Annotated in this window: 26 protein-coding genes and 1 pseudogene; 17 read left to right on the forward strand and 10 right to left on the reverse strand. The window is 59.2% G+C overall.

All coding sequences use genetic code 11. The features are described from left to right. Nucleotides 1-76: 76 nt before the first annotated feature. Entirely contained in the window at nt 77-1507 is a 1431-nt protein-coding gene (locus LIX15_RS07460; protein WP_227776852.1) for a sulfatase-like hydrolase/transferase, read from the reverse strand. 220 nt (nt 1508-1727) lie between these two features. Between LIX15_RS07460 and LIX15_RS07465 the strand changes: the two are divergent. The 3 genes and pseudogenes from LIX15_RS07465 (at nt 1728) to LIX15_RS07475 (ending at nt 5482) form a co-directional block, all read left to right on the forward strand. Further along, nucleotides 1728-3800: pseudogene (locus LIX15_RS07465) on the forward strand (heavy metal translocating P-type ATPase). A gap of 73 nt (nt 3801-3873) precedes the next feature. Beyond that, entirely contained in the window at nt 3874-5160 is a 1287-nt protein-coding gene (locus tag LIX15_RS07470; protein ID WP_227776853.1) for an MFS transporter, read from the forward strand. A gap of 112 nt (nt 5161-5272) precedes the next feature. Then, complete coding sequence (locus LIX15_RS07475; protein ID WP_227776854.1) at nt 5273-5482, forward strand: hypothetical protein; 210 nt, start codon at nt 5273-5275, stop codon at nt 5480-5482. Nucleotides 5483-5554: 72 nt separating this feature from the next. On the opposite strand, the gene LIX15_RS07480 is transcribed toward LIX15_RS07475, so the two are convergent. Continuing rightward, a complete protein-coding gene (locus tag LIX15_RS07480) occupies nt 5555-5785 on the reverse strand; it encodes a hypothetical protein (protein WP_227776855.1) in 231 nt (76 codons plus the stop codon). A 266-nt stretch (nt 5786-6051) separates the two neighbouring features. Here LIX15_RS07480 and trpS point away from each other — a divergent pair, with 266 nt between their 5' ends. The 5 genes from trpS to LIX15_RS07505 all read left to right on the forward strand — a co-directional run bounded on the left by trpS (nt 6052) and on the right by LIX15_RS07505 (nt 10764). Next, the gene (trpS, locus tag LIX15_RS07485) at nt 6052-7155 is read left to right on the forward strand and encodes a tryptophan--tRNA ligase (RefSeq protein WP_227776856.1); all 1104 of its coding nucleotides are present in this window, start codon (nt 6052-6054) and stop codon (nt 7153-7155) included. Further along, complete coding sequence (locus tag LIX15_RS07490; RefSeq protein ID WP_227776857.1) at nt 7155-7466, forward strand: hypothetical protein; 312 nt, start codon at nt 7155-7157, stop codon at nt 7464-7466. Before trpS ends, LIX15_RS07490 begins: the two co-directional genes overlap by 1 nt. Before the next feature lie 242 nt (nt 7467-7708). Next, nucleotides 7709-8506, forward strand: coding sequence for a creatininase family protein (locus tag LIX15_RS07495; RefSeq protein WP_227776858.1), 798 nt, complete (start codon nt 7709-7711; stop codon nt 8504-8506). Between the two features lie 191 nt (nt 8507-8697). Continuing rightward, nucleotides 8698-9978 (forward strand): Nramp family divalent metal transporter, encoded by a 1281-nt coding sequence (locus LIX15_RS07500; RefSeq protein WP_345410781.1) that lies wholly within the window; start codon nt 8698-8700, stop codon nt 9976-9978. A 12-nt stretch (nt 9979-9990) separates the two neighbouring features. Continuing rightward, entirely contained in the window at nt 9991-10764 is a 774-nt protein-coding gene (locus tag LIX15_RS07505) for a sulfite exporter TauE/SafE family protein (RefSeq protein ID WP_227776860.1), read from the forward strand. An 18-nt stretch (nt 10765-10782) separates the two neighbouring features. Here the strand turns inward: LIX15_RS07505 and LIX15_RS07510 are convergent, their stop codons facing one another. From LIX15_RS07510 to LIX15_RS07520, 3 genes are all read right to left on the reverse strand, one after another. Beyond that, nucleotides 10783-11820 (reverse strand): DHH family phosphoesterase, encoded by a 1038-nt coding sequence (locus LIX15_RS07510; protein ID WP_227776861.1) that lies wholly within the window; start codon nt 11818-11820, stop codon nt 10783-10785. A gap of 197 nt (nt 11821-12017) precedes the next feature. Beyond that, nucleotides 12018-12674, reverse strand: a complete 657-nt coding sequence (locus LIX15_RS07515; protein ID WP_227776862.1) for an O-methyltransferase — start codon at nt 12672-12674, stop codon at nt 12018-12020. A gap of 97 nt (nt 12675-12771) precedes the next feature. Then, nucleotides 12772-12918: a hypothetical protein gene (locus tag LIX15_RS07520; RefSeq protein ID WP_227776863.1), complete on the reverse strand. Its 147-nt coding sequence runs from the start codon at nt 12916-12918 to the stop codon at nt 12772-12774. A 271-nt stretch (nt 12919-13189) separates the two neighbouring features. Between LIX15_RS07520 and LIX15_RS07525 the strand changes: the two genes are divergently transcribed. Beyond that, nucleotides 13190-13744, forward strand: a complete 555-nt coding sequence (locus LIX15_RS07525) for an HAD family hydrolase (RefSeq protein ID WP_227776864.1) — start codon at nt 13190-13192, stop codon at nt 13742-13744. A gap of 106 nt (nt 13745-13850) precedes the next feature. Here the strand turns inward: LIX15_RS07525 and LIX15_RS07530 are convergent, their stop codons facing one another. Beyond that, a complete protein-coding gene (locus LIX15_RS07530) occupies nt 13851-14117 on the reverse strand; it encodes a hypothetical protein (RefSeq protein WP_227773128.1) in 267 nt (88 codons plus the stop codon). A gap of 225 nt (nt 14118-14342) precedes the next feature. Here LIX15_RS07530 and LIX15_RS32730 point away from each other — a divergent pair, with 225 nt between their 5' ends. Continuing rightward, a complete protein-coding gene (locus tag LIX15_RS32730) occupies nt 14343-14465 on the forward strand; it encodes a hypothetical protein (protein WP_265338363.1) in 123 nt (40 codons plus the stop codon). Nucleotides 14466-14659: 194 nt separating this feature from the next. Beyond that, nucleotides 14660-14950, forward strand: coding sequence for a hypothetical protein (locus tag LIX15_RS07535; RefSeq protein WP_227773129.1), 291 nt, complete (start codon nt 14660-14662; stop codon nt 14948-14950). 59 nt (nt 14951-15009) lie between these two features. Here the strand turns inward: LIX15_RS07535 and LIX15_RS07540 are convergent, their stop codons facing one another. Continuing rightward, nucleotides 15010-15384, reverse strand: coding sequence for a hypothetical protein (locus LIX15_RS07540; protein ID WP_227773130.1), 375 nt, complete (start codon nt 15382-15384; stop codon nt 15010-15012). 222 nt (nt 15385-15606) lie between these two features. Further along, on the reverse strand, nt 15607-15876 hold the full coding sequence (locus LIX15_RS07545) for a hypothetical protein (RefSeq protein WP_227773131.1): 270 nt from the start codon (nt 15874-15876) through the stop codon (nt 15607-15609). A 219-nt stretch (nt 15877-16095) separates the two neighbouring features. On the opposite strand from LIX15_RS07545, the gene LIX15_RS07550 reads away from it, so the two are divergent. Next, nucleotides 16096-16470: a winged helix-turn-helix transcriptional regulator gene (locus LIX15_RS07550; RefSeq protein WP_227773132.1), complete on the forward strand. Its 375-nt coding sequence runs from the start codon at nt 16096-16098 to the stop codon at nt 16468-16470. 63 nt (nt 16471-16533) lie between these two features. Beyond that, on the forward strand, nt 16534-17739 hold the full coding sequence (locus LIX15_RS07555) for an AI-2E family transporter (protein WP_227773133.1): 1206 nt from the start codon (nt 16534-16536) through the stop codon (nt 17737-17739). A gap of 48 nt (nt 17740-17787) precedes the next feature. Here the strand turns inward: LIX15_RS07555 and LIX15_RS07560 are convergent, their stop codons facing one another. Beyond that, the gene (locus LIX15_RS07560; RefSeq protein WP_227773134.1) at nt 17788-18456 is read right to left on the reverse strand and encodes a helix-turn-helix domain-containing protein; all 669 of its coding nucleotides are present in this window, start codon (nt 18454-18456) and stop codon (nt 17788-17790) included. Nucleotides 18457-18583: 127 nt separating this feature from the next. Between LIX15_RS07560 and LIX15_RS07565 the strand changes: the two genes are divergently transcribed. After that, complete coding sequence (locus LIX15_RS07565; protein WP_227773135.1) at nt 18584-19285, forward strand: DUF502 domain-containing protein; 702 nt, start codon at nt 18584-18586, stop codon at nt 19283-19285. A gap of 20 nt (nt 19286-19305) precedes the next feature. Here LIX15_RS07565 and LIX15_RS07570 read toward each other — a convergent pair whose 3' ends face one another. Continuing rightward, nucleotides 19306-20535, reverse strand: coding sequence for a M20 family metallo-hydrolase (locus LIX15_RS07570; protein WP_227773136.1), 1230 nt, complete (start codon nt 20533-20535; stop codon nt 19306-19308). A gap of 187 nt (nt 20536-20722) precedes the next feature. Here LIX15_RS07570 and LIX15_RS07575 point away from each other — a divergent pair, with 187 nt between their 5' ends. The 3 genes from LIX15_RS07575 to LIX15_RS07585 all read left to right on the forward strand — a co-directional run bounded on the left by LIX15_RS07575 (nt 20723) and on the right by LIX15_RS07585 (nt 23508). After that, nucleotides 20723-21469 carry an ABC transporter ATP-binding protein gene (locus tag LIX15_RS07575; RefSeq protein WP_227773137.1) on the forward strand — a complete coding sequence of 249 codons (747 nt, stop codon included), beginning with the start codon at nt 20723-20725 and terminating at the stop codon, nt 21467-21469. Between the two features lie 60 nt (nt 21470-21529). Then, a complete protein-coding gene (locus LIX15_RS07580) occupies nt 21530-22081 on the forward strand; it encodes a DJ-1/PfpI family protein (protein ID WP_227773138.1) in 552 nt (183 codons plus the stop codon). A 95-nt stretch (nt 22082-22176) separates the two neighbouring features. Continuing rightward, nucleotides 22177-23508, forward strand: a complete 1332-nt coding sequence (locus tag LIX15_RS07585; RefSeq protein ID WP_227773139.1) for a tryptophanase — start codon at nt 22177-22179, stop codon at nt 23506-23508. The last annotated feature ends 49 nt before the right edge of the window (nt 23509-23557 follow it).

The following is a 23557-nucleotide window of genomic DNA, read 5'->3' on the forward strand; positions in this document are numbered from 1 at the left end:
GTGTCGCACGGACGAATACAATGTCGGACGAACGAACTGAATATCCGTCAGAACGAAACCGGATTAATACGCGATGTTACAGGTACCCTAGCTCTTCGAGGCGAGACTCGGTCGCCGAATCTATCTGTATTTCGTCACTTCCGTTCGCCGCTGCAGTCGCCTTTGCTTCCTCGATTGGCGTGTCGAAGAAGTCGGTTTCGACTTCGGGTGTCCCCTCGTCCGTCTCGACTTTCTTCTGCCACGATAACCGGCTCGGGTCGATTTCGTATTCGGTTCGGGTTCCGAGCGAATCCCACACCGTCTTCGTCGTTCCCTCGTACACGCAGCGAATCATTCTGTCCCAGTACTCCCATTCGGATGGCGGTTCCGGCCCGGCGCTCATCCCGACCAGTTCGGCGGGGAGTCGGTCGCGGATTACGTCCGGAGTTTCCCCGTTCGCCAGTCCAACGACGAGGTCTCCAAAGTCGAGGTGGGATACGTATTCGTCTTCCTCCTTGTCGTAGCCTTCCGGCGGATTGATGAGCAACAGTGGAACGTGAATCAATCCTTCCGAGAGACTGCTCTTGTGGTTTGCGAGGAACTCATCGGCTTCGTTAGCGTGATTTTCGCCGTGGTCGGCGGTAATAACGATGGTTGTTTCTCTGTCTGCGGCATCGAGAACGTAATGAATGAATTCCGCGAGAATCCGGTCTAGATAGTCGATGGTCGCGCCGTACACCTGCTCGCGGTTTCGCCAATAGCCGTCATAGTCGCCCCGCTCGTTTTCCAACAACTCCCAGAAGTTGAACTCGTTCGATGTCCACGAGAGTGGAACGTCCTCTAAGTTGCCGTCGTACTGTAGACACCGCTGAAGCGGCGTATGGGCTTCCATCAGATTACAGAAGCCGAAGTACGGAGACTCGGCCTCCTTCACCTGTCGTTTCGCGGCCCGAACCACTCCGGCACTCCCGTCATCGACCAGTTTCGGTACCGGGCCCGTGTTCGTGAGGTCGTTGGCGTAGCCGTACGCCGTGTTCTTCAAACTCAAGAGCGGATGGTCGTCTCTCAGCGCTGACCGCAGGAACTCGACGTACTTCTCCGTCCCCTCCCTCCCCCGACTGACTTCGTTGAGACTCGTCGCTTCCGGATAACGGTGTCTCGGTTCGACGACGTCGAACTCGTCGAACCACGAATCGAACCCGTACGTCGGATTTATCCACGAGTTCGCGCTCACGCCGAACGTGGCGTAGCCGTCGAGCTCGGCGAGAAACGTTTCCTCGCGCTCGATGCTGTCGAATCGCCGGTTGTGGGTGTGAACGCCGTGTTCCGACGGCAGTTCTCCGGTAAACATACTCGCGTGACTCGGGACGGTCCACGAACTCACAGCCCGACATCGCGTGAACGATACGTCCGCGAGACGCTGGAGTCGCTTCGCGTACTCCGCAAAGAAATCCGCACGCACCGTATCGAGGCAGACGACGACCACGTTTCGCGGGGACGTCTCTGTGTCTTTTTCAGCAGGGGGCATTAGTACTGCAAATACACAACCGAGGTAAAACGATGACGGCCACATATTCAAAAAATGGTGTATTTGCCGAATAGAGCCCTTTCACGACCCTTCCGGACGCTGTTCCTCGGTTCACTGGTCACGAGGAGTACTCGATTCGCCGTTTCTCCCATCCCTTCCGTCCGACCGTGCAGAGCAGACTGAAGTGTCTATCCCGCCTACTACGTTCGGGTTGGGGAGAATGACCGATACACGCGAGGAGAGCTACGACCGCACGAAACGACCGATTACGCACGAGCGAGACGACTCCGAGCACGGAGACGGCCATCGCGCCCACGTCGACCACCATGGACACGAAACGATGTTCCGGCGGCGATTTTGGGTCTGTCTCGTTCTCTCGATTCCGGTTCTGTACTTCAGTTCATTTATTCAGGAAACGTTCGGCTACACGGCAATCTCGTTTCCCGGCAGTACGTGGGTGACGCCCATTTTCGCGGTCGGTATCTTCGGCTACGGTGGGGTGCCGTTCCTCCGCATGGCTCGCGTGGAGGCGAAAAACCGCGAACCGGCGATGATGATGCTCATCTCGCTCGCCATCACTGTCGCCTTCGTCTACAGTATCGGGGCGTTTTTCTTCCTTCCCGGCACGATGAGCTTCTTCTGGGAACTGGTGACGCTCATCGACATCATGCTCCTTGGCCACTGGCTCGAGATGCGAAGCGTTCGGCAAGCGTCGGGCGCGCTTTCCGAACTGGCGAAACTGATGCCCGACACCGCGGAGCGAATCGCCGAGGACGGGACAGTCGAGGAGGTTTCTGCGACCGCCCTCCGCGAGGGCGACCGGGTTCTCGTCCGACCGGGCGCGATCGTTCCGGCGGACGGCGTGGTCGAAGAGGGCGATTCGACTGCGGACGAATCGATGATTACCGGCGAATCCCGTCCGGTGGACAAAGCTCCCGACGACGACGTTATCGCCGGAACCATCAACTCCGGCGACGGGAGCCTTCGCGTCCGAATCACCGCGACCGGCGAAGAAACGACGTTGGCCGGAATCATGCGGCTCGTGGAGGAAGCCCAAGGGAGCAAATCCAGGACGCAGGTGCTGGCCGACAGGGCCGCCGGGTGGCTATTTTACATCGCACTCTCCGTCGCCGGAATTACGGGAGTCGCGTGGATTCTCGCGACCGGATTCGACATCGCGGTCGTCGAACGAGTCGTCACCGTCCTCGTCATCGCCTGTCCGCACGCGCTCGGGTTGGCGGTTCCGCTGGTCGTCTCCATCAACACCTCGATGGCGGCGCGAAACGGCGTCCTCGTCCGCGACCGAATCGCCATGGAGGACGCCCGACACCTCGATACGATAATTTTCGATAAAACCGGGACGCTAACGCGCGGCGAACAGGGCGTCGTCGGCATCGAAACCGTGGATGGTTGGGACGACGAGCGCGCGCTCGCGCTCACCGCCAGCGTCGAGGGCGATTCGGAACACGTAATCGCGCAGGCGATTCGCCGCGAAGCGGACGAAACGAGCGTTTCCCTCCCCGAAGTTACCGAGTTCGAGGCCATCTAAGGTCGAGGCGTTCGAGCGACGGTCGAAGGCCACGAACTGTTCGTCGGCGGGCCGAACCTGCTCCAACTCGTCGATGCAGACCTCCCGGCGACCCTCTCGGGGTTCGCCGACAGAGCCGGGTCGAATGGACAGACGGTCGTCTACCTCGTCTCCAACGGTGACGTCGTCGCGGCGCTCGCCCTCGCGGATGTCATCCGCGAGGCGAGCAAACGAGCCATCGACGTCCTCCACGGGATGGGTATCGAAGTCGCCATGTTGACGGGCGACAGTGAAGCAGTCGCCCGATTCGTCGCTGACGAACTCGCCATCGACACCTACTTCGCCGAAGTGCTTCCCGACGAGAAGGACGAAAAAGTCATCGAACTTCAAGAACAGGGAAAACTGGTCGCCATGGTCGGCGACGGCGTCAATGACGCACCCGCCCTGACGCGCGCCGACGTGGGAATCGCAATCGGAAGTGGCACCGACGTCGCAATCGAGTCCGCGGACATCGTTCTCGTGGAAAATGACCCGCTCGACGTGGTGAAGCTCGTTCAGTTGAGCCGCGCGAGCTATCGAAAAATGCAGGAAAATTTGGTGTGGGCAACCGGCTACAACGTGTTCGCGCTCCCGTTGGCGGCCGGAATCCTCGCTCCGATTGGCATTCTGCTCTCGCCAGCGATCGGCGCGGTGTTCATGTCCGCGAGCACGGTTATCGTGGCAATCAACGCCCAGCGACTTCGGAACGCCGACCTATCCGCGTAGGCGAACGATTGCCGGAAACATTGGGTGGCACCCACTCGTTTAACACCCCACCACACATCGTGCGAGCCATCCGATGTCGTCCAGTCGCCGGTCGGTCACGAGTCACTTGCAAACCACGGTTCGCGGATTACGCGGCGACGGCCGCGGCTGGGTTCTCACTGCGGTCGCCCTCGGGTGGGCGTTCACCCTCGGCTTGCGATTTCTCGTCCCCGCGCTTTTGCCACAGATAAAATCGGCGTTCGAAGTCACCAACGCGACCGCCGGACTCGCCATCACCGCGCTTTGGGTCGGTTACGCCCTGATGCAGTTTCCCGCCGGAGTGCTCATCAACCGCGTCGGCGAGCGAACGCTGCTGACGACGAGCCTCTGTCTTTCGGGAATCAGTCTGTGCCTGATTGGACTCTCCCCGGTGTTCGTCGTCTTCTTCGCCGGAAGCACCGCGTTCGGCCTCGGTTCCGGGCTGTACGGGCCGAGTCGCGGGACCGTCCTCTCGCGGACCTACACGCGGAACGCTGGTGCGGCGTTCGGCGTCACACTCGCTGTCGGAAGCATCGGTTCGGCAGTTCTACCGAACCTCGCAACCTCCATGGTTGATGCGGTCGGGTGGCGGCCTATTCTCGCCTGTCTCTCGGTTCCTTTCTTCGTCGTCGCGGTGCTGGCGTGGCGGGTCATCCCCGAGCGCGAGCGGGGGACGACCCGCGGAAAATCTGAATCCATTGATGGTGGAACTCGAGAATCCACTGACGGCGGAAATTCTGGCTCCGAATCCACAAAACTTCTTGACCGTCGCGCGCTCCGCGACATCGTGCGAACGCTTTCCGACCGCTCGATTTTCCTCGCGGTCGTCGCCATGGCGCTCCTCCTGTTCGTCTTTCAGGGTCTGACCGCGTTTCTGCCGACGTATCTCCAGACGAAGGGAATGAGCCAGCAGACCGCCGCCCTGCTGTTCGGCGTGATGTTCATCGCAGGTGCGATTTCGCAGGTCGCCGCCGGAAGCGCCGCAGACCGATTCGGCGTCAAACCCGTGCTTCTTGTCGTCACCACAATCGGCGTCGTTACTCCGGCTGTTCTCACGGTCACGTCGGGAACAGTGGTTCTCGCCATTGTCGTTGCCATCCTCGGCTCCCGGATGGCTATTGCCCCCGTCACGAACGCGTACGTCGTCGGGGCGCTTCCGGAACACATCGAAGGGTCTGCGTGGGGATTCCTCCGAACTGGATTTTTCCTGGTGGGTTCGACCGGTTCCACCTTTGTCGGCTATTTTGCGGATGCAGACAGATTCGATTTCGCGTTTCTCGTGCTCGCGGGGCTATCGGCCGTCGCGCTCGGGTTGTACGCGATGCTTCCGGATAACGAGTAGAGAACCCGATTCTGGTGCTGGCGGATAACTACAAAATTCCCTTCAGTTTCGGAAAAGTCATAACACAACAGATGTAGACGATTTTTAATATCTCCCTTCTATTCAGTTTTCTATGGATGAGTCTCACCTCCAGAACCAACTTTCTCGAATACGGTTTCGACAGTACCTCATCCTTACCTTGCTTATCATTCCCGACTTGTACATCATCGCCGAGGTAATCGGATTCTGGTCTGCTGGCGTTCTCGGAACCATGTTCGCGCTCGGCGTATTCGCAATGGTCGTCGTCAACCACAGAAGCAGTCGAACCGCGGCAGGGCGGTAGGCTGTAATTGGTGCTTGATTCTTACACTAATTGTGTAACCGATTACAGCGGATTGCAGAGCGCCCACTGTTTTCACTCCTCCATTTCCGTTTTGACCGAGAGCCACCACAGATGCCCTCGGTCACGAGCCTCCGTATGTTCGAGGACGTCCTCCTCGACCAGTTCGGCGAGTCGGTTCTTCATCGGTTCAAGCGAGGTGTCGAACTCGTCTGCGAGGTACCGCGTGTTCACGACCGGCGCTGGCGCGTCTCGAATCGCGGCGACGATGTCCGCGGTTTCGATACTCGGTTCCTCGGTGGCCATGGTTTCACTCCGTCACCGAGTCGTATGTTCGGTTCGGCCGTCCAGACGGCCGAACCGAACTCAGTCGGACTCCACACCTGCTGACCAGATTCACCAGACTGCTGTCGTCCGGACGAAACGTTTTTGTCCGCTACCGCCGGAGTGAAAACCGGCATGTACCCATCTGCCACTGCCGGTGGTCGATTTTGGCCGACCGCGGCACACTAAGACGTCTTCTGCTGTATCGATAGAGCAACTGCGCAGTACCAGGGAGGTGAGCGAGAGCGATGCCTAAAATCGACCCGTGGGGCGACGTCGAAATAACCGACTACGAGGCGACGATGGAGCAGTTCGGCATCGAACCGATTGCCGACCTCGAAGACCGACTGCCGGACAACCGCCTCGTCCGCCGGGGTATCGTCTTCGGGCACCGCGATTTGAACACCGTGCTGGACGCCCGCGACGAGGGCGATTCGTTCGCCATGATGACTGGCATCATGCCCTCTGGCGTCTTTCACTTCGGCCACCTCGGGGTGGTCGAACAGGTGCTCATGTTTCAGGAGATGGGCGCACAGCTCACGCTCTGTGCGGCTGACATCGAATCCTATGCGACGCGAGACATGTCGCTCGAAGACGCCCGCGAACTGGTGGTCGAAGAGTACCTGCTCAACTACGTCGCGCTGGGGTTAGACCTCGATTCGACGGATTTTTACTTCCAATCGCAGGCGGGCAACGACCATCAGGTTCGGAGCAAGCTGTTCGCCCGGCACGTCACGCAAAGCGAGTTCGAGGCGACCTACGGCAACGCCGACCCCGGAAAGATGGTGTCGGCGCTGACCCAGTATGCCGACATCCTCCGCCCGCAGTCGCCGGAACGCGGCGGTCCGAAACCGACCGTCGTTCCGGTCGGCATCGACCAAGACCCGCACGTCAGGCTGACGCGGGACGTGGCGTCCCGCTACCGCGATGCGCCGTACCTAAAGCCCGCGAGTACGTATCACCGATTCATGCGGGGATTGCAGGGTGGGAAGATGAGTTCGTCCGACCCGAAAAGCTACATCGCCCTCACCGATTCGATTGCGGACGCCAAACGCAAAATCGACGAGGCGAAAACCGGCGGCCGGGTTAGCGTCGAGGAACACCGCGAAAAGGGGGCGAACGTCGAGGAGGACACGGTGTTCGAACTACTTGCGTACCACCTCGTCGAGGACGACGACGAACTGCGCCGGATTCGAACCGAGTACGAGTCCGGTGCGATGCTTTCGGGCGAGTTGAAGCAAATTGCAAAAAACCGACTGGAACAGTTCCTGCGAGACCACCAACAAAAGCGCGAGGCGGCGCGTCCGAAAGTCGAGCAGTACGTCGCGGAACACGCCGAGGCAGTTCGCTGATGCGAATCAGGCGACTCCGTGCGACCGAATTCGTCTCCTTCGTGGACGACCTTTTGTTGCCCTTCGCCCGCGAGATGGCGATACTGGACGAGTTCGACACCCTCGCTGACCGCGGCGTCCGTGCCAACGTTTTTTCGTACGTCGAAGACCGGCACTCGGGCGACGACACCGTCACGTTCGTCGCCGCCGACGGGGACGAATTGGTCGGCCACGTAACTGTCGAAAAGCGGGCCTCTCCTCGGTGTTCGTCCGCGGCCCGCGGGGATACATCGGCGCCTTGTATGTCGTTCGAAGTCGCCGGGAAAGCGTAAACGCCACCCGACTGCTTTCACGCGCCGAATCGTAGGCGCGGAATTGGGGCTGTGAGTGCCTCTCGCTCGACGTTCACGCCGCCAACGAAATCGAACAATCGCTGTGCCTGCGGGACGACTTCGAATTCAAACGACATCGGATGACGAAGAGATTGTAGCCGTCTCGGAGCCTTGCTTCTCCTAACGAAATTCGATTTCCGCCGAGTGGAATTTTATGCTCTCTCCCCCACACTCTCCTGAGCATGTACCTCGCCGACGAGACGTGGCCGGAACTGGGCGATTACGTCGCAGAAGAATCGGTCGCCGTCGTTCCGCTGGGTTCGACCGAACAGCACGGGCCGCACCTACCGCTCGCGACCGACCACCTCATCGCGGAGGCGTTGGCCCGCGAGGCCGCGGATCGAGCGGGCTACCTCTGTACGCCGACGGTAAACATCGGCGTCAGCCCCCACCACAAGCAGTTCCACGGGACGATGTGGGTGAACGCGCAGGCCTTCCGCGACTACGTCGAAAGCTTCACGCGAAATCTCACCTACCACGGCATCGACCGCATCGTGTACGTCAACGCCCACGGCGGGAACATGCACCACCTCCGAGAAGTGGGGCGGCGACTTCGCGAGGATGAAGTCACCTTCGCGGTGGAATGGATGTGGGACGAGTCGATACCCGACCTCGTAAACGACCTGTTCGAGTACAACGGACCCCACGGCGGGCCAAAGGAGACAGCGATGATTATGCACATCTCGGGCGAGTTGGTCAGTTCTGACCAACTCGCCAACGCTCGGGACGGAGGACTCCCCGACCTCAGGGACGGGAGTTTCACGATTCACGGCGCGCGCAACTACTACGACGCGATAGACAACACCGAAAACGGGGTTCTCGGCGACCAAACCGACGCAACGTCGGAAAAAGGCGAACAAATTTTCGAAGCGGCGACCGACCAACTCGTGAAACTGCTCGACTGGGTGGACGACGCGCGATTTTCGGATTTGATGGCGAAACCGCACGTTGACCCGCAACCCGGCAGTCGGCGGGAGTAGGAAGTCGGGCTTTTGACAACTGATGTTATTCCGAGTTCATCGCTATCTCCCTTATTGCCGACGTTTCTGACATCAAACTAGTTATATTCTGAAACAGCCACAACAGTTTTAAAATTACTGTTGATCATAAAAATAGCTTGCATAGACAGCCATGCCAAAATAACCCATAACGCCCCATGGCACAAACAGTAATGGAAACGAAATCGGCGCACAGTTCGTATGGAAGTCGACTCCGCGATACCGCGAGCGGATTCTTCCAAAAGTATGGGCTGGGGTTCGTGATGGTTGCGAGCTACTTCGGTTCGGGGTCGGTGTTCATCGCGAGTTCCGCCGGGGTTCGGTACGGCTACAGCCTGCTCTGGGCCGTCGTCGGCGCGGTGCTGTTGGGGTTCATGGCGCAGGATATGAGCGCCCGACTCGGAATCTTCGGCGAATCGCTGATGACGTTCGTGCGCCGAAAAATCGGTTCGACAGGGGCGACGGTACTGGCCGTGCTCCTCTCCATCGGGTGTGTCGCGTGGACGCTCGAACTTACCGCCGCAGTCGGAAAGGGTGTCTCGATTCTCCTCGACGGAGCTATCGGCTGGCAACCGCTGGCGCTGGTTACCGGCGTGCTCGCAATCCTCATCGGCGTGCTGAACTACGATGGTGTCGAGCGCATCATGACTGCCATGATGCTCATCCTGCTCGTCATCTACATGGGTGTCGCGGGTGTGAGCAGCCCGTCGATTGCCGACGTGGCGGGCGGGTTCGTTCCCTCGGTTCCCGCTGGCGGCGCGCTGACGCTCGCCGCCGCCATCATCGGGACGACTGCGCTGTGGCCGAACTTCTTCCTCGAATCGAACCTCGTCTCACGGAAAGGGTGGGTCGATGAAGAGGGCGTCTCTGAGATGCGGCGTGACCTCGGCATCGGCTACCTCGTCGGCGGCCTAACGACGGTGGCAATCGTGGTCGTCGCCGCGGCGGTTCTGCGCCCCGCGGGGTACACCGAACTGGAGTCGTTCATCACGCCGGGCCGGGCACTTGCCGACGTGTTCGGCGAGTGGGCGATGGTCGTCTTCCTCCTTGGAACCCTTGCGGCGGCGTTCAACAGCATCATTCCAATAATGTGGACGCCCGCCTACCTGTTCCAGAACGCGCGTGGCCGAGTCGCAGACAGCGCGAGCAAGGAGTTCAAAATCATCTACGCGGTTGGCGTCGGCATCGGAAGCCTTTCGCCGCTCGTCCACCAGTTCGCAGGGCTGAGCGTCATCGACATGATACTCCTGTTTCCGGCGTACAACGCCATCGTGGGGCTGCCGATTACGGCGGTGCTACTGTTCTGGGCGGTCAACGACAAGGATACGATGGGCGAACACCGAAACGGAATCGCGCTTATGGCGCTCAACTTCCTGCTCATCGTTCTTTCGACGTATCTCGCCGCGACATCGCTCCCCGGGTTCATCGATGCACTGACATCGGGTGGGCTTTGATAGCCGAAACAAATGCTCCCTGAACCGACGATACTGGCGGTACTAATCGTTATCGCCTTCTTGTCCGGCATCGGAATCACCGCCGTTGGGCCGGGTGGGATTTTCATTACAGTCGCCCTCTTTGCGCTCACCGACGTTTCGTCGTCGGTCGTCGCTGGAACCGCGATGACGACGTTCGTCTTCACGGGCATACTCGGAAGTCTCACCTACCTCCAGTCCGGCGAACTCCGCTCGTCGTCGGGGCGACGACTCGCGATTCTCGTAACGGTTCCGAGCGTCGTCGGCGCTGTCGTCGGGGCACTCGTTAACACGATTCTCTCCGACGGCCTGTTCGGACTCATGCTGACGGGGTTCACCATGGTCGTCGGCGCGAGCATCGTCTATCGGGAACGACAGGGAATTGGTTCGAAATGGTCGTTTCGCGCTGATTCGACTGTCGGCGTGGTCGCCTTCGGCACGCTCGGCTTCGCCATCGGCGTTTTGGGCGGCCTGCTCGGCGTTGGCGGGCCGGTGATCGCCGTCCCACTCCTCGTCGTGTTGGGCGTCTCGATGCTCAACGCGCTGGCTGCCGCGCAGGTGCAGTCAGTGTTTCTCTCCGCGTTTGCGGCCTCGACGTACTTACTGCAGGGTGCAGTGTCGATTCCGCTGGCCGTCGCCATCGGCGTCCCCGAACTCGTCGGCGTTGTCCTCGGTTGGCGAGTCGCACACCACATCGAACCGGCACGGTTGAAGCTCGCACTCGGCGGGGTACTCATCATGGCCGGAGTTGCCCTTCTTCTTCCGTAATTTCCGACGACGTGCGTACTACGCCGCGATGCAGTCGAAAAATCGCTCCGTGAGCGCGTCGGCGAGCAGGGCGACGAGTTCGTCGTCGTCGTCCAACTCGCCGAAAACTCCGAGTGGGACGACGCCACCCGCCATATCTCGGTGGCCCCCGGCGCTCCCGAATCCGTCGAACGCCGCGATCAGTACGTCGCCGATGTGAATCCGCGGGTCGCGGGTTCGGGCGCTCAAATGCACCGTATCATCGATGATTCCGAATACGAACGTTGTCGTGACGCCTTCCAGATTGAGGAGGTAGTCCGCCGCCTGCGGAAGGGTATCTCGTTCGTCGGTTCGTCCCGTATGGGTTACGAGATAGGAGCCTCGAACCGTCCGATTTTGAATCGTTTCCCCGAGCGAATCGAGCATTTCGTGCGTGAACAGCGAATCGGAGAGTTCGCGGAGCAGGTTGATGTCTGCGTGCGGATGTAAAAATCGGGCGCTCGTGTACTCCGCCGGAGTGGCGCTCCGCGTGAACGCGAGCGTTTCCCGGCGGATGCCGAACAGGAGCGCCGTCGCCAATCGGGTGTCGAGTTCGATATCGAGGCAGGTGAAATAGTCGGCGAGGATGGATGCTGTCGCACCGACACCGACCCTGTGGTCGATGTATCGGGCATCTATCTCCGAAACCGGGTGATGGTCGATGACAATGTCGGGCGTCGTCCCTTCTGGAACTGAGTTGTTCACGCCGGGTTTAGCGTGGTCGACGAACGCGACGAGCGAGGAGGCACGGAGACACCCCTCGGTGAATCGGTGAAGGTCTACGTCGAGAACGTTAACCATCGCGCGGTTCTGTTGATGCGTAATCTCGCCGCCGTAGTAGAGGGTGACTTCTTCGACGCCGACCGAGTCTGCGATAGTCGAGAGAGCGAGTGCGCTACTGATGGTGTCGGGGTCGGGATTGTCGTGACAAACAATAGCGAGCGAGTTGTTGTCATCCAAAAGTTGAAGCAGGGAATCGAGACGGTTCTCGGTCTGACCCAGTCCCGAATCGTGCGTGACCTCCGTTCCACTGCTCATAGCTTTTCTCTCGACTGTACTGATGTGAGTAATACATTCCTCACCGAAAAACAGTTTCGGCCATTTTACTAATTCTACGAGAAAAGAAATAAAATTTATAACTAAAAATCAGTATTGGGGAAAAATATCAATGATATTGAGAATTCCATCGAAACGGGGACGGATATTCCGAAATTGCTCATTTATCTAATTGCCAATCACCGTCGGTAGCTCACCGCGATTCCCTCTCCAAGAGGAATGACCGAGGTTTCGAACGCCTCGTCCTCGCGCATCGTCAGCAGGTACTCCGCGATGCCGCGACTGTCTTCGTCCAATTCGGGGTCGTCCCCCTCCAGCGCGGCGAGAATTGCGTCGAAATCCTGTATGCCGCTGACCATCGCGTTGTCGGCAACGATAACGCCCCCGGGAGCGACTTTGTCGCGGACTGCTTTCAGCGCCTCGGGATAGCCATCTTTGTTGTGGTCGATGAGGACGACGTCGAACGGCCCGTCGTGGCGCTCGATCGTGTCCATGGCGTCGCCGTTTTCGAAGATGGCACGGTCTGCGACTCCTGCAGATTCGAGGAACTGTCGGGCTTCGTGCAGTTCGTCCGCGTCGTACTCCGTGAGGACGATTTCGCCGTCCTCCGGGAGTGCATCGGCGAACCAGTACGCCGAGTAACCGAACCCCGACCCGAATTCGAAGATTCGCTCCACGTCCACGGCGTGCGCGAGCAATCGCAGGAACTGCCCGACTTCGCGCCCAACAGTCGGAAACCCTTCTCCACGTTCCTCCATCGCTTTCTGCGTCTCGCTCGCTTCAGGGAGTGCAGCGCGCACAAACCGTTCCGTCTCCTCCGGCAGGATGTCCGTCATACCTTACGAAACGATGGCAGTGTGGTTAACGTTCGGTGTTTGGTTGTGAACACGACTTTCATTTTTTGAGCTATCATCCCGCGGACTCGGGACTCTGTCATCTGTGTGCCCGTCTTCCGAGGACGAACAGTGCAATCGTGAGCAGTATCCAGAGAGAGACCATTCGGACGCCCGCTTCCGCCGTTTCAGCCGGTTGTGCGGTTTCCGCTTCACCCGCCTTCGTCTTCGGTTTCTCCGTTCGCATGGACTCTCGAAACGGCCAGAGCGAGAATAAAGATGATGGGCGGAGGAAAGCGGAGCAGATTCTATAGTAATGGCTTTCTGCATGTGAATGCAAGAGTTCTAATACAATCATCAGGTAAATAATGATCTGGAACAGATCGAGGCAATCCTGTTTGACCTCGACGATACGTTAGTGCAGTATGAGAGATCTCCCGGTGAGGTGCTACGGTCGTCCTTCGAAATCCTAGACAGTGAACCACTTTTCTCGGTTGCGGAGTACTATGCCCGATACGATGAGTTCGCAGAGAAATGCGAATCCATGGAAAAACTTCGCTCTGAATGTTTCGCAGCGCTTGCTGATGAGAACGGGTACGAACAGCAGCGTGGACGAGACGTTGCGGATACATTCAGTGATGCTCGCGATCAGACAGATAAACGTCAAGTTACTCCCATCAGTCACCCGTGTCTTGAACGAGCTCAGCCAAGAGCACCGGCTTGCGATCGTGACGAACGGAGCACCGAATGCACAACAGCAGAAGATCAACGCTGTGAATCTCGAACGTTGGGTTGATGCGATTGTTATTGCGGGTCACGATATACCGCCGAAACCCGACCCAGAACCGTTTGAACGAGCGATTCAGTTACTCAACGCAACATCCGCTACCACAGTACACGTCGGTGATTCACTGGAAACATATATTGCTGGTGCATCTGCTGCCGGACTCGATTCCGTCTGGCTTTCCGACAGTGATAATATCACGGAATATACTCCGACTCATCAAATAGAGTCTATTGTCGATCTTTTGTCCTTCCCGTGGATAGAGGAGTCGCCATCCAATTCTGGGTAAAGTGTCGCAGCTGAACGAATTCGACGTCGGGTTCGCACGCGAACCCGACAACCTCAATTTCTCGAACACTATCCGAAAGGATGCTCTCGGTTGGCGGACTCGTTGCTCAGTCGGCCATTCCTCGTCGCTCGACGACCACTTCCTTCGTCTTCTTCGCGTCGATACCGAACAGAAATCCGGAGATGAAGAGGAGTTCGTTCCCGACGTAGTACCGCTGGACGATGTAGTCCACGAGCGGAAGAACCGGGTCGGGAGTGAGCTGCAGGACGACGAGAATCAGCGCGACGAACGCGGCAACTCCCGCAAACCAGCGTATCACAGTCCCGGAGATAAATCCGGCGACGAACACGACGACGGCCATCATGAGGCTCATACCCCTCTCTCGGGTCCGATTGCGTTTTAAATTGACGGGGAAAAATCCCGATACCTTCCGAATATCCACGAGTAGGTGTCGATTACACCACGGAAGGCTGGTCATACCAAAGTGGGTTTCGAGCGTTTTTCGCTGTGAAGAAAAACCCATGTCCACCGTGAACCACGCACGATACGGAGTTGAGAATTGTCCCACGACCATCTGTGACCACTACGGGGCCGTCTGATGACGCAAGAGCCGACCTGCGAAATGGTCGTTTCCGAAACCGGCTGGATAGAGATTCGAAATCCCGACGAAACCGACGACGAGTGGTTGCTGTCGGATACGGCGGTCGAAGTTCTCCAATAGCGCTTCGAAAGTGGATATCGCCGGTAGATTACTCGTTGGATATATTCCGAAAAAATGGAAAAATAATGCCGTCAGACACGCGCCTGACTGACTTTCTTGTAGGTGGATGTCATGGGTCGTGATATGGTACTCGTACCTGTCGCACCCGTTTTCGGGGCCGACACAGCGGACGCGACAGTCGCTGGTGAGCCTGTATGACCGAGCGAAGCGTTTGCATTGAAGTGCTAATCGCGGATTCGCCGGAGGACGCCCCAGCCGTCGAAGCTGACTCCCGCGTCGATGTTTCGGTAAATGGGCAGATGTATCCGACTGCGAAACTCGTAGACGGCCGATACGTGGCTTGGTGGTTCGAGACGGCGGCACCCGCTCCTGACTCTAGCGTGACGACCGAGTGGGTCGCCGCACCGACGCGCTATCTGGCCGCCGCGACGCTGGACGAACTCTGGGAGAATCCGGCATCGTTCGACACGCTCACGGAAGCGTAACTGTCGAAACGGATACGAACGTCGGTTCTCGTTTCAAATTCCTCATCGGCGGTCGATTTCTACAACCGGTCGATTCCCCTTTGCGAATCGCGTGACCGTCGCTGGTGGGTGTCCGTCCGCACCGCTCGCGTCCATCCGTTTCGTATCCGCCGTTGGCGGCGGTCTCTGGGATGTATTTTCACGCTCGAAAGAAGCAATCGGCCGACGAACGCCGTCAAACAGAGATTGAACAACACCACCAGCGCGATGTCCGCGGTTACGAATGCAACAAACAGCGCAGTCAGTATCGCTCGAACGCCCAGCCCCACCGCGCTGACCGAACAAACAGTGCGAAGGAGGGCGCTTGTCCACCCGTAATCGCGCCGCATATCGCCCTTTTTGTAGTGAATCGGCGAACGCTCGACACTCCACGCGAGTAGTTGCCCTACGCTCACTCTGGGTCGTCCGGTACTTCGAAACGACACCACGGCTGACCCGTAGCAGTGCGCTAACGATTCCCGATTCCGCCGACCTCCTCGCGCCATCGTCGGGTACTGACGTTCGCATCCCTTTTCAAACCGCGTCAGACGACGGACTGACACCGTTTTTTTAGCGCCCTCGGCGTAGCAGACTCCGTTTTGCGGTGTCTTCGAGGAAGAAAGAACCGTGCCGAGCACCTACAGTCGTTTGACTTTGATATACTGATTCACGGCCTGAAATTCCCTGTCGAACAGCGTTGCGAACGATTCGTTCGGGTCTGCACGAAGTTGTGCGAAACAGTCCTGACACAGCGTTGATGCGGCGGGTGAGGGCTTTTGAACCGGGTGGGAGGCTCCGTCTATTGCGGTTCGAACGACCCGAAATATCGCGTCGCTTCGACAGCGTTTGCAGGATTCCCGACCGCGAGGCAGGTGCTCGCTTTCGGTTTCGATAGTGTTTCGATTCATCGACGTTCGAGTTCGAATCACGTTCGTCCGCGGTAAGAGTATATGTGGATTGTGTGGCTGTAGTTCCCCCCTACCGGATTTGCGCCCGACGAATCAACGACCCACTGCGTCGGGGTGATCCCCGCGCATCTCGTTCGATACGAACATATCCGATTACTAGTCAAAATTGAGTTACCTAAGGTACTGCTATGCCCGTCGGCCGACTACAGACAGAGTGGGATGACAGAGACGCTCAACCAACTCCACGTGTGGTGTCAGGGCGAGGAGTGGTGTCCGATTACTTCCACGACGACACTCATCGGGAAGAAGTGGCACCCGGTAATCATTCACCGGCTGCTCGAATACGGCCCGAGCGGGTTCAACGAGTTGAAGCGGGCCGTCGATGGCATTTCGAGCAAAGTTCTTTCCGATAGCCTCGAAGACCTCGAATCGAAACAGCTCGTGTCGCGCGAAATCGTCAACGAAAAACCGGTTCGCGTCGAATATTCGCTCACGAAGCACGGTGAATCGCTTCGCCCGGTCATCGTCTCCATGCGCGATTGGGGAACGGAATATCTCGCTCCTGCGGACAACCCGGAATCGTCCCTCGTGTGATGCACATTCTGCTCCGAATGCATTATCTTCGTTCCACCCGTCTTTTCTGAGGGGGGACTTGGAGTGAAACTCTGGGACGAACGCGATTCAGACGGCGTCGGAATCGGCTGGTGGCTGTTCGGAATCGCGCTAGCGGTCGTTCTCGTCGCCTCGCTCGATACCTATATCGGCTGGGTAGTGTTCGGTTTGTTTCTGTACTACGTCGCCCGGCCGATTGCCAGACGGCTTCGGAACCGAGGCGCGTCGCCCGGGCTCGCGTCGTTGCTCACGCTCGCACTCATCATCCTCCCGTTCGTGGGACTGCTCGGTGCCGTCGTCGTCATCTCGGTCGGGCAGTTGTCGGCAATACGACTCGCCGACATCGAGCAGATCGCGCGAACCCTCTTTCCCGGCTTCGAGACTGGAGCGATTCCGACCGACCCATCGCGGTTGTACGACGCCGCCACGCAGTTGCTCCGCGACCCGTCGGTCAGAAACCTGCTCGGCCAGTTCGGAGCCTTCGTCGGAACGTTCGCGACGCAGGCGTACAACCTCTTTCTCGCGCTCGTGTTTGTCTTTTTTCTGGTGCGCGACGAAGACCGGATTTCGGGTTGGTTCCAAACGACGGTGGCCGAGCGAGGAACGACGACGTACGAGTATCTCGACGCGGTTGACCGCGGCCTGAATTCAGTCTTTTTCGGCTACACGCTGACCATCTTCGTCATCGTCGTCACCTCCGCAGTACTTTACAACGGTCTGAATCTCATCGCGCCGCCGGGAATGGACATCCCGCAGACGATGCTCGTCGCGGTTGCGACCGGACTCGCGACACTGATTCCGCTCGTCGGCCGCTCCATCGTCTACCTCTTCGTCGTCCTCTATCTCGCGGTTATCGCGGTGCGAACCGACCCGACGCAACTCTGGTTTCCAATTCTGTTCTACGTTCTCATGGGGTTCGTGTTCGACAACGTCATCCGAACGTACGTTCGTCCGTATCTCTCCGGCCGCATGTTTCACACCGGACTCATCATGTTCGCTTACCTTCTCGGACCGCCGGTTTTCGGCTGGTACGGCATCTTCCTCGGCCCGCTCATCATGGTTGTCGCCATCCAGTTCCTCTGGGTGGTGTTCCCGGCTATGCTCCCCGGCGCGTCGGGCGCGCCCGACATGGGAGAAGAGGACGATTCGTTGGGGACAATCGACTCCGGAGACGACGGTTCCGACGACAGGGAAACGAGAGGTGACGGACGCGATCACGATGGTTCTGAACGCGACGATTCCACTGTATGATAATTTTACGACGCGGCGTCGCGCTCGTGTCGTAAAATCACACCACAACTATCGCAGTTCGTTTTCGCCGACGACGAGCGCGTTCGAAATGAGATTTTTGTAGGCTCGTCGCAGGCGCTCCGAGAGCGCCTGATGCGAGATGCCGAGGTCGTCGGACAATTCCTCGCCCGAAATTCCCCGCGGGATGTCGTAGTATCCCGATTCGAGCGCGGCCACGAGCGTTTCGTACTGCTCTTCGGTGAGTCCGTACTGGCCTCGTCGGGGGGATTCGTCCAACTGGTATATCTGCTCTATTTCGATTGGAATGTCGTTCGTTTCGCAGAACTCGTAGGTCGCGGAGAGGGCGTCTCGGTTGGGAAACAGGATTCTGAGTTGCCACTCGTCGTCCTTTCCGTTCGCGTCGATGATGGTGCCGCTTTCCTCGACGAGGATATGGATGGCGAACGTGGTTTGGCCGACCCACGACATTCGGTACAGCCATTCTTCGTCCAAATCGACGAGCAGTTCTACGTCTTCGGTCGTCGGATCATCTTCGAGTGCGCTTTGAAGGGATTCGAACTTCTCCGGTTCCGCCGCCGCCCAGATGTACGGCATCACTCGCTTGGCTTCCGAGGCGACGACGCGCTCGACTTCGAATGTGGCTCCGGGAACCCGTTCGAGCGTCGCCTGCAGTGCGAACCCGTCGGCGGGGAGTCGCATGATGGCGATTGTACTCATACACCGTCTTAGGGCCTTCTCACGGATGACTCTGCTGGCGAATCTGATTGACATCTCGGGAGGCTGGCACCTCTGCTGGCGTAAGCAGGCGATACGCTCTTTATGTAGCGTCCGAGTTCCCTGAACGATGGATGACTCCGAGAATCTCTCTCCACTCGCTGTACTTCGGGAGGCGGCGCTGACCGGCATCACCGTCGTCGTTCCATTGCTTATCACGGTGTACGTGCTCGTCGTGTTGCTCGATTTCGTCGCAACGGTACTCCGACCGCTGCTTTCGTACGTCTCTATCGATTCGATATACGTTTTGGGTGGGGTCACCATGGCGACCGTTTCGGCGCTGATTCTCGTCGTCGGGTTCATCGCCCACTCGCCGATGGGCGAACAAGCGATCGACGGCTTCGACCAAGCTATCAGCCAGCTTCCCGGACTCGGAACCATCTACCGGAGTTTCCGGCGAATGGGTGACGCCATGGTCGAGAGTGACGCCGACCATTTCCGCGACGTGAAACTGCTCGAATTTCCGACTGACGGAACCTACACCTTCGCGTTCGTGACGGCGGACACGCCGGACGGCATCCAAAGCGCGCTCGACGAGGGCCCCATGACGACTGTTTTCCTTCCGATGGCTCCGAATCCCGTCATGGGTGGATTCGTCGTCAACGTCCACGAGGACGACCTCGTGGACGTTGACCTCACGCTGGAAGAAGCGTTCCGCGGAATCGTGACGAGCGGCGTCGGACTCGACGAGATGAACGCGGATGCGGACGGTCTCACCGAAGACGAACTCCGGCAGTTGACGGGCTACGACGCCGTCAAGCGGAAGAATTGAAACTTAAACCAAATCGGAATTCACCGTGCCAACGACGCGAGCGCGCCAGCTAACACCTGGGTCGCGGCGGCGCAGTCTTCCCACGTTGTCCATTCTTCCGGATTGTGTGAAATGCCATCCCTCGACCGCGCGAAAAGCATCGCCGCGTCGGTCACATCCGCGACGTGCATCGTGTCGTGAGCCGCTCCCGAGTGCATTTCGAGGAGTTCGATATTCGCCGCGTCTCCGGCGTCGTGAACCGCTCGCCGACAGCGGTCGCTCATCTCCGTCGGCTCGAGGTCGAACTCGCGGGCGAAACTCGTCTCCACGCCGCGCTCCGATTCGAGGCGGGAAAGAGAGTCTCGCGCCAGCGAGACGAGTTCATCCATCGCATCGTAGGACACATCACGAATATCGACGCCCATCTCGACCGTTCCCGGAACGACGTTCGTCGCGTTGGGACGAACGTTGAGTTTGCCGACTGTGCCGACGGTGGTTTCGCCAACTTCGTTCGCCCCCTCCTCGACATCCCGTACGAACTCGCTCGCGGCCACCAGCGCGTCGGTTCGTTCCGGCATCGGGGTCGCTCCCGCGTGGTTCGCCTCGCCTAACACTTCGACAGCGCAGTGCGTTATTCCGGTAATCGTGGTCACGGTGCCGACCGGGAGGTCGGTGCGTTCGAGTCGCTTGCCCTGTTCGACGTGGAGTTCGAGCCACGAATCCCACTCGCTCGCGTCGAGTCTTCCCTCGCCATCGAATCCCATCGTTTCCAGCGCGTCCGCGAGCGTTGTCCGGCCGTCAGTCAGCGCGAGCGTCTCTTCGACTGACCGTTCTCCGACAGCGACGGACGACCCGAGGAGTCCGTCGGCAAATCGCTGGCCTTCCTCCTCCGTGAACGAAACGACCTCTATCGGGCGACTCGGTTCGACGCCGGAGCCTCGCATCGCCCGAACCGCTTCGAGCGCCGAGTAGACGCCGAGCGGACCGTCGAAAATTCCGCCCTCCGGCACCGAATCGAGGTGGCTCCCGGCGGCCACTGGCTTCGCATCGCGGGGCGCGCTCTCGGGCGTCCAGCGCCCCGCGATGTTGCCGACCGCATCCACGCGAACGTCGAGTCCGGCGTCTTCCAATCGCTCTACGAAATACTCGCGCGCCTTTCGGTTCGCTTCCGTTCCGGTGATGACGGTTCGTCCGTTCCCCTCCACGTCGAGCGCCCCAAACTCAGCGTTCGCTTCGATGTCCTCCCGCAGCCGTTCGCCGTTGATTTCCATGCGTGAATGGTGGTCTGCCGAGGGCAAGAAGTTCGGGGTGGCGGTTCCGGATTGCCAATGGCCACGAACTCCCGATTGCCGCCTGTTGATTGCCGCGCGTTACCGCTCTCCCTTTCGGCTTATTTTCCGACGTCCGACGGTCGTGCTATGGGGCAGGGTTTAGGCGATTCACGTGGTACCTGTGGGTATGGCCGCCAGTCACTCGGTGACGAAGTCCGACGAGGGGCCGGGGGACGCCGTGACACTGACCAACGTTCGGAAGACGTACCATCTTGGAGAGCCGGTACATGCGCTGGACGGCGTGACGCTGTCGATTCCACGAGGGTCGTACTCCGCTGTCATGGGACCGAGCGGGTCGGGAAAGAGCACCCTACTCAACCTCATCGGCTGTCTCGACACGCCGACCGAGGGAACAGTTCACGTCAACGGACGGAAGGTGACCGGACTTTCGGAGAGCGAGCGAACGTCGGTTCGCGGTGAGGAAATCGGATTCATCTTCCAGACGTTCAATCTCATGCCGCGACTGACCGCCCGGGAAAATATCTCCCTCCCGCTCGTCTTTCAGGGGATTTCCCGCTCGGAGCGACAGGAGCGGGCCGACGACCTTCTTTATAAAGTCGGCCTTCGAGGCCGAGGAGACCACCGCCCGAACGAACTATCGGGCGGCCAACGCCAGCGCGTCGCCATCGCGCGAGCGCTGGCGAACGACCCTGCCATCCTTCTGGCCGACGAACCGACGGGCAACCTCGACAGCGAAACCGGCCAACAAATCATGGGCCTGTTCGAGGAACTCAACGACGATGGCCACACCGTGTTGATGGTGACTCACGAGCGCGACATCGCGGAACACGCGGAGCGAATCGTCCACATCCTCGACGGTACCATCGAGAGCGTGGAGGAAATCGAGGCTCCGCGTCGGGTCGAAGAAGCGTGATAAGCAGTTTTGAGGATTCCGACGCCAACAGTCAAGCAGTCCCCTTACGAACGCTTCTTCATGGACATCGCGTTCGTCGCGTACGACGGCATGACCGCGCTCGATTTCGTCGGTATTTACGACCCGCTGACCAGACTCGATACGATGGGGTTCCGCGACGACATGACGTGGGATGTGTGCGCCCGATCCGAGCGCGTCACCGCGAACGCGGGACTCGAAATCGTTCCCGATGTGGTGGACGAGTCCCTTTCCAACTACGACATGTTGGTCGTGCCGGGCGGGTTCGTTGCCCGTGAACTCGCCGAGGACGACGAGTTTATGCCGTGGTTGGCAACGGCGGATGCGGAATGGACTGCCTCGGTCTGTACCGGGTCGCTCCTGCTCGGTTCGGCAGGATTTTTGGACGGCAAGCGGGCGACGACGCATCCCGGCGCCTACGAGCGACTGGCGGAATACTGCGACGTGGTCGAGGAGCGAATCGTCGTCGATAGACGGGTGGCGACAGCGGGCGGCGTCACGTCGGGCATCGACCTCGGTTTGTGGCTCTGTTCAGAACTGGAAGACGAGGAAACTCGCGAAGCTATCAAAAATCAGATGGACTACCCCTACTAGCGATGGCCAATTCCGCCCCCTAACGCCCGGAATCGCTCGTTTTCCACCGACGTTATCTCAGCAGGGTTAAGAGCGACGCCGTCGCGTTGGTGGATATGCGAGCCTATCGGGCGAAAGTCGTCGAACCGATTCACCTTCCCGACCGAGACGAACGCGAGGCCAACCTCGAATCCGCGGGATACAACGTGTTCAACCTCGACTCGGAGGACGTTTTCATCGACTTGCTGACCGACAGCGGGACGGGGACCATGAGCGACGAGCAGTGGGCCGCGATGATGCGCGGCGACGAGGCGTACGCTGGCAGTGATAGCTTCAAACGCCTCCAAGACAGCGTTAGTGACGTGATGGGTTTCGAAAAAATCGTCCCGGCTCACCAGGGCCGCGGTGCCGAAAACGTCCTCTACGGCGTCCTCATCTCCGAAGGCGACTACGTCCCGAACAACACGCATTTCGACACGACCCGAGCGCACATCGTGAACAACGGCGGGACACCCGTCGATTGTCCGATAGACGTTGCCGACGACGACCCGTTCAAAGGTAACCTCGACCCCGACAAAGTTCGGGACTTGGCGGGCGACGTCGGCGCTGAAAATATCCCCGTGCTCGTCGTCACCGTCACGAACAACTCGATGGCTGGCCAACCCGTGAGCGTCGAGAACATCCGCGAGGCGCGCGACGTTGCCGACGAAATCGACGCCACGTTCGTCATCGACGCCTGTCGATTCGCCGAGAACGCGTACTTCGTCCAACAGCGAGAGGACGAGTTTTCGGACGCGAGCGTCGCCGACATCGCCCGCGAGGAACTCTCTTTCGCCGACGCAATCGTCATGAGCGGCAAGAAAGACGCCCTGTCGAACATCGGCGGATTCGTCGGCGTGCGCGACGACTCCTTGTTCGAGGCCACCAAACAGCGCGGCATCCTCTACGAAGGGTTCACGACCTACGGTGGACTCGCCGGGCGCGACTTGGAAGCCATGGCTGTCGGTCTTCGGGAAGCCGTCACCGAGAGCTACATTGAATCCCGCGTCGAACAGGTCGCGGAACTCGGCAATCTGCTTCAGGAGGCGGACGTGCCGATTTTCGCCCCGACGGGCGGCCACGCGGTGTACGTGGATGCCGAGGAGTTCCTCCCCGAAATCCCCCGCGAGCAGTTCCCCGGGCAGGTTCTGACCTGCGAACTCTATCGAGAAGGCGGCGTTCGCGGCGTCGAACTCGGCGAGTTCGCCTTCCCCGGCGAAGACCGCCCACAACTCGTTCGTCTGTGTCTCCCGCGTCGGTCGTACTTCCGCGATCATCTGGAGCACATCGCGGAATCGTTCGAGAAGGTCGCCGAGCGACGCGACGAACTCAGGGGGCTAACAGTCGTTTCCGAACCGGAAATGGAGGAACTTCGCCACTTCAGTGCGGAACTCGAACCGGTCGAGTAAAAACTAACAGAGGCGGAGAAACGATTATACGTTCCGGACGTGTTTTCTT

Source organism: Haladaptatus pallidirubidus (assembly GCF_020700235.1).
Classification (GTDB): Archaea; Halobacteriota; Halobacteria; order Halobacteriales; family Haladaptataceae; genus Haladaptatus; species Haladaptatus pallidirubidus.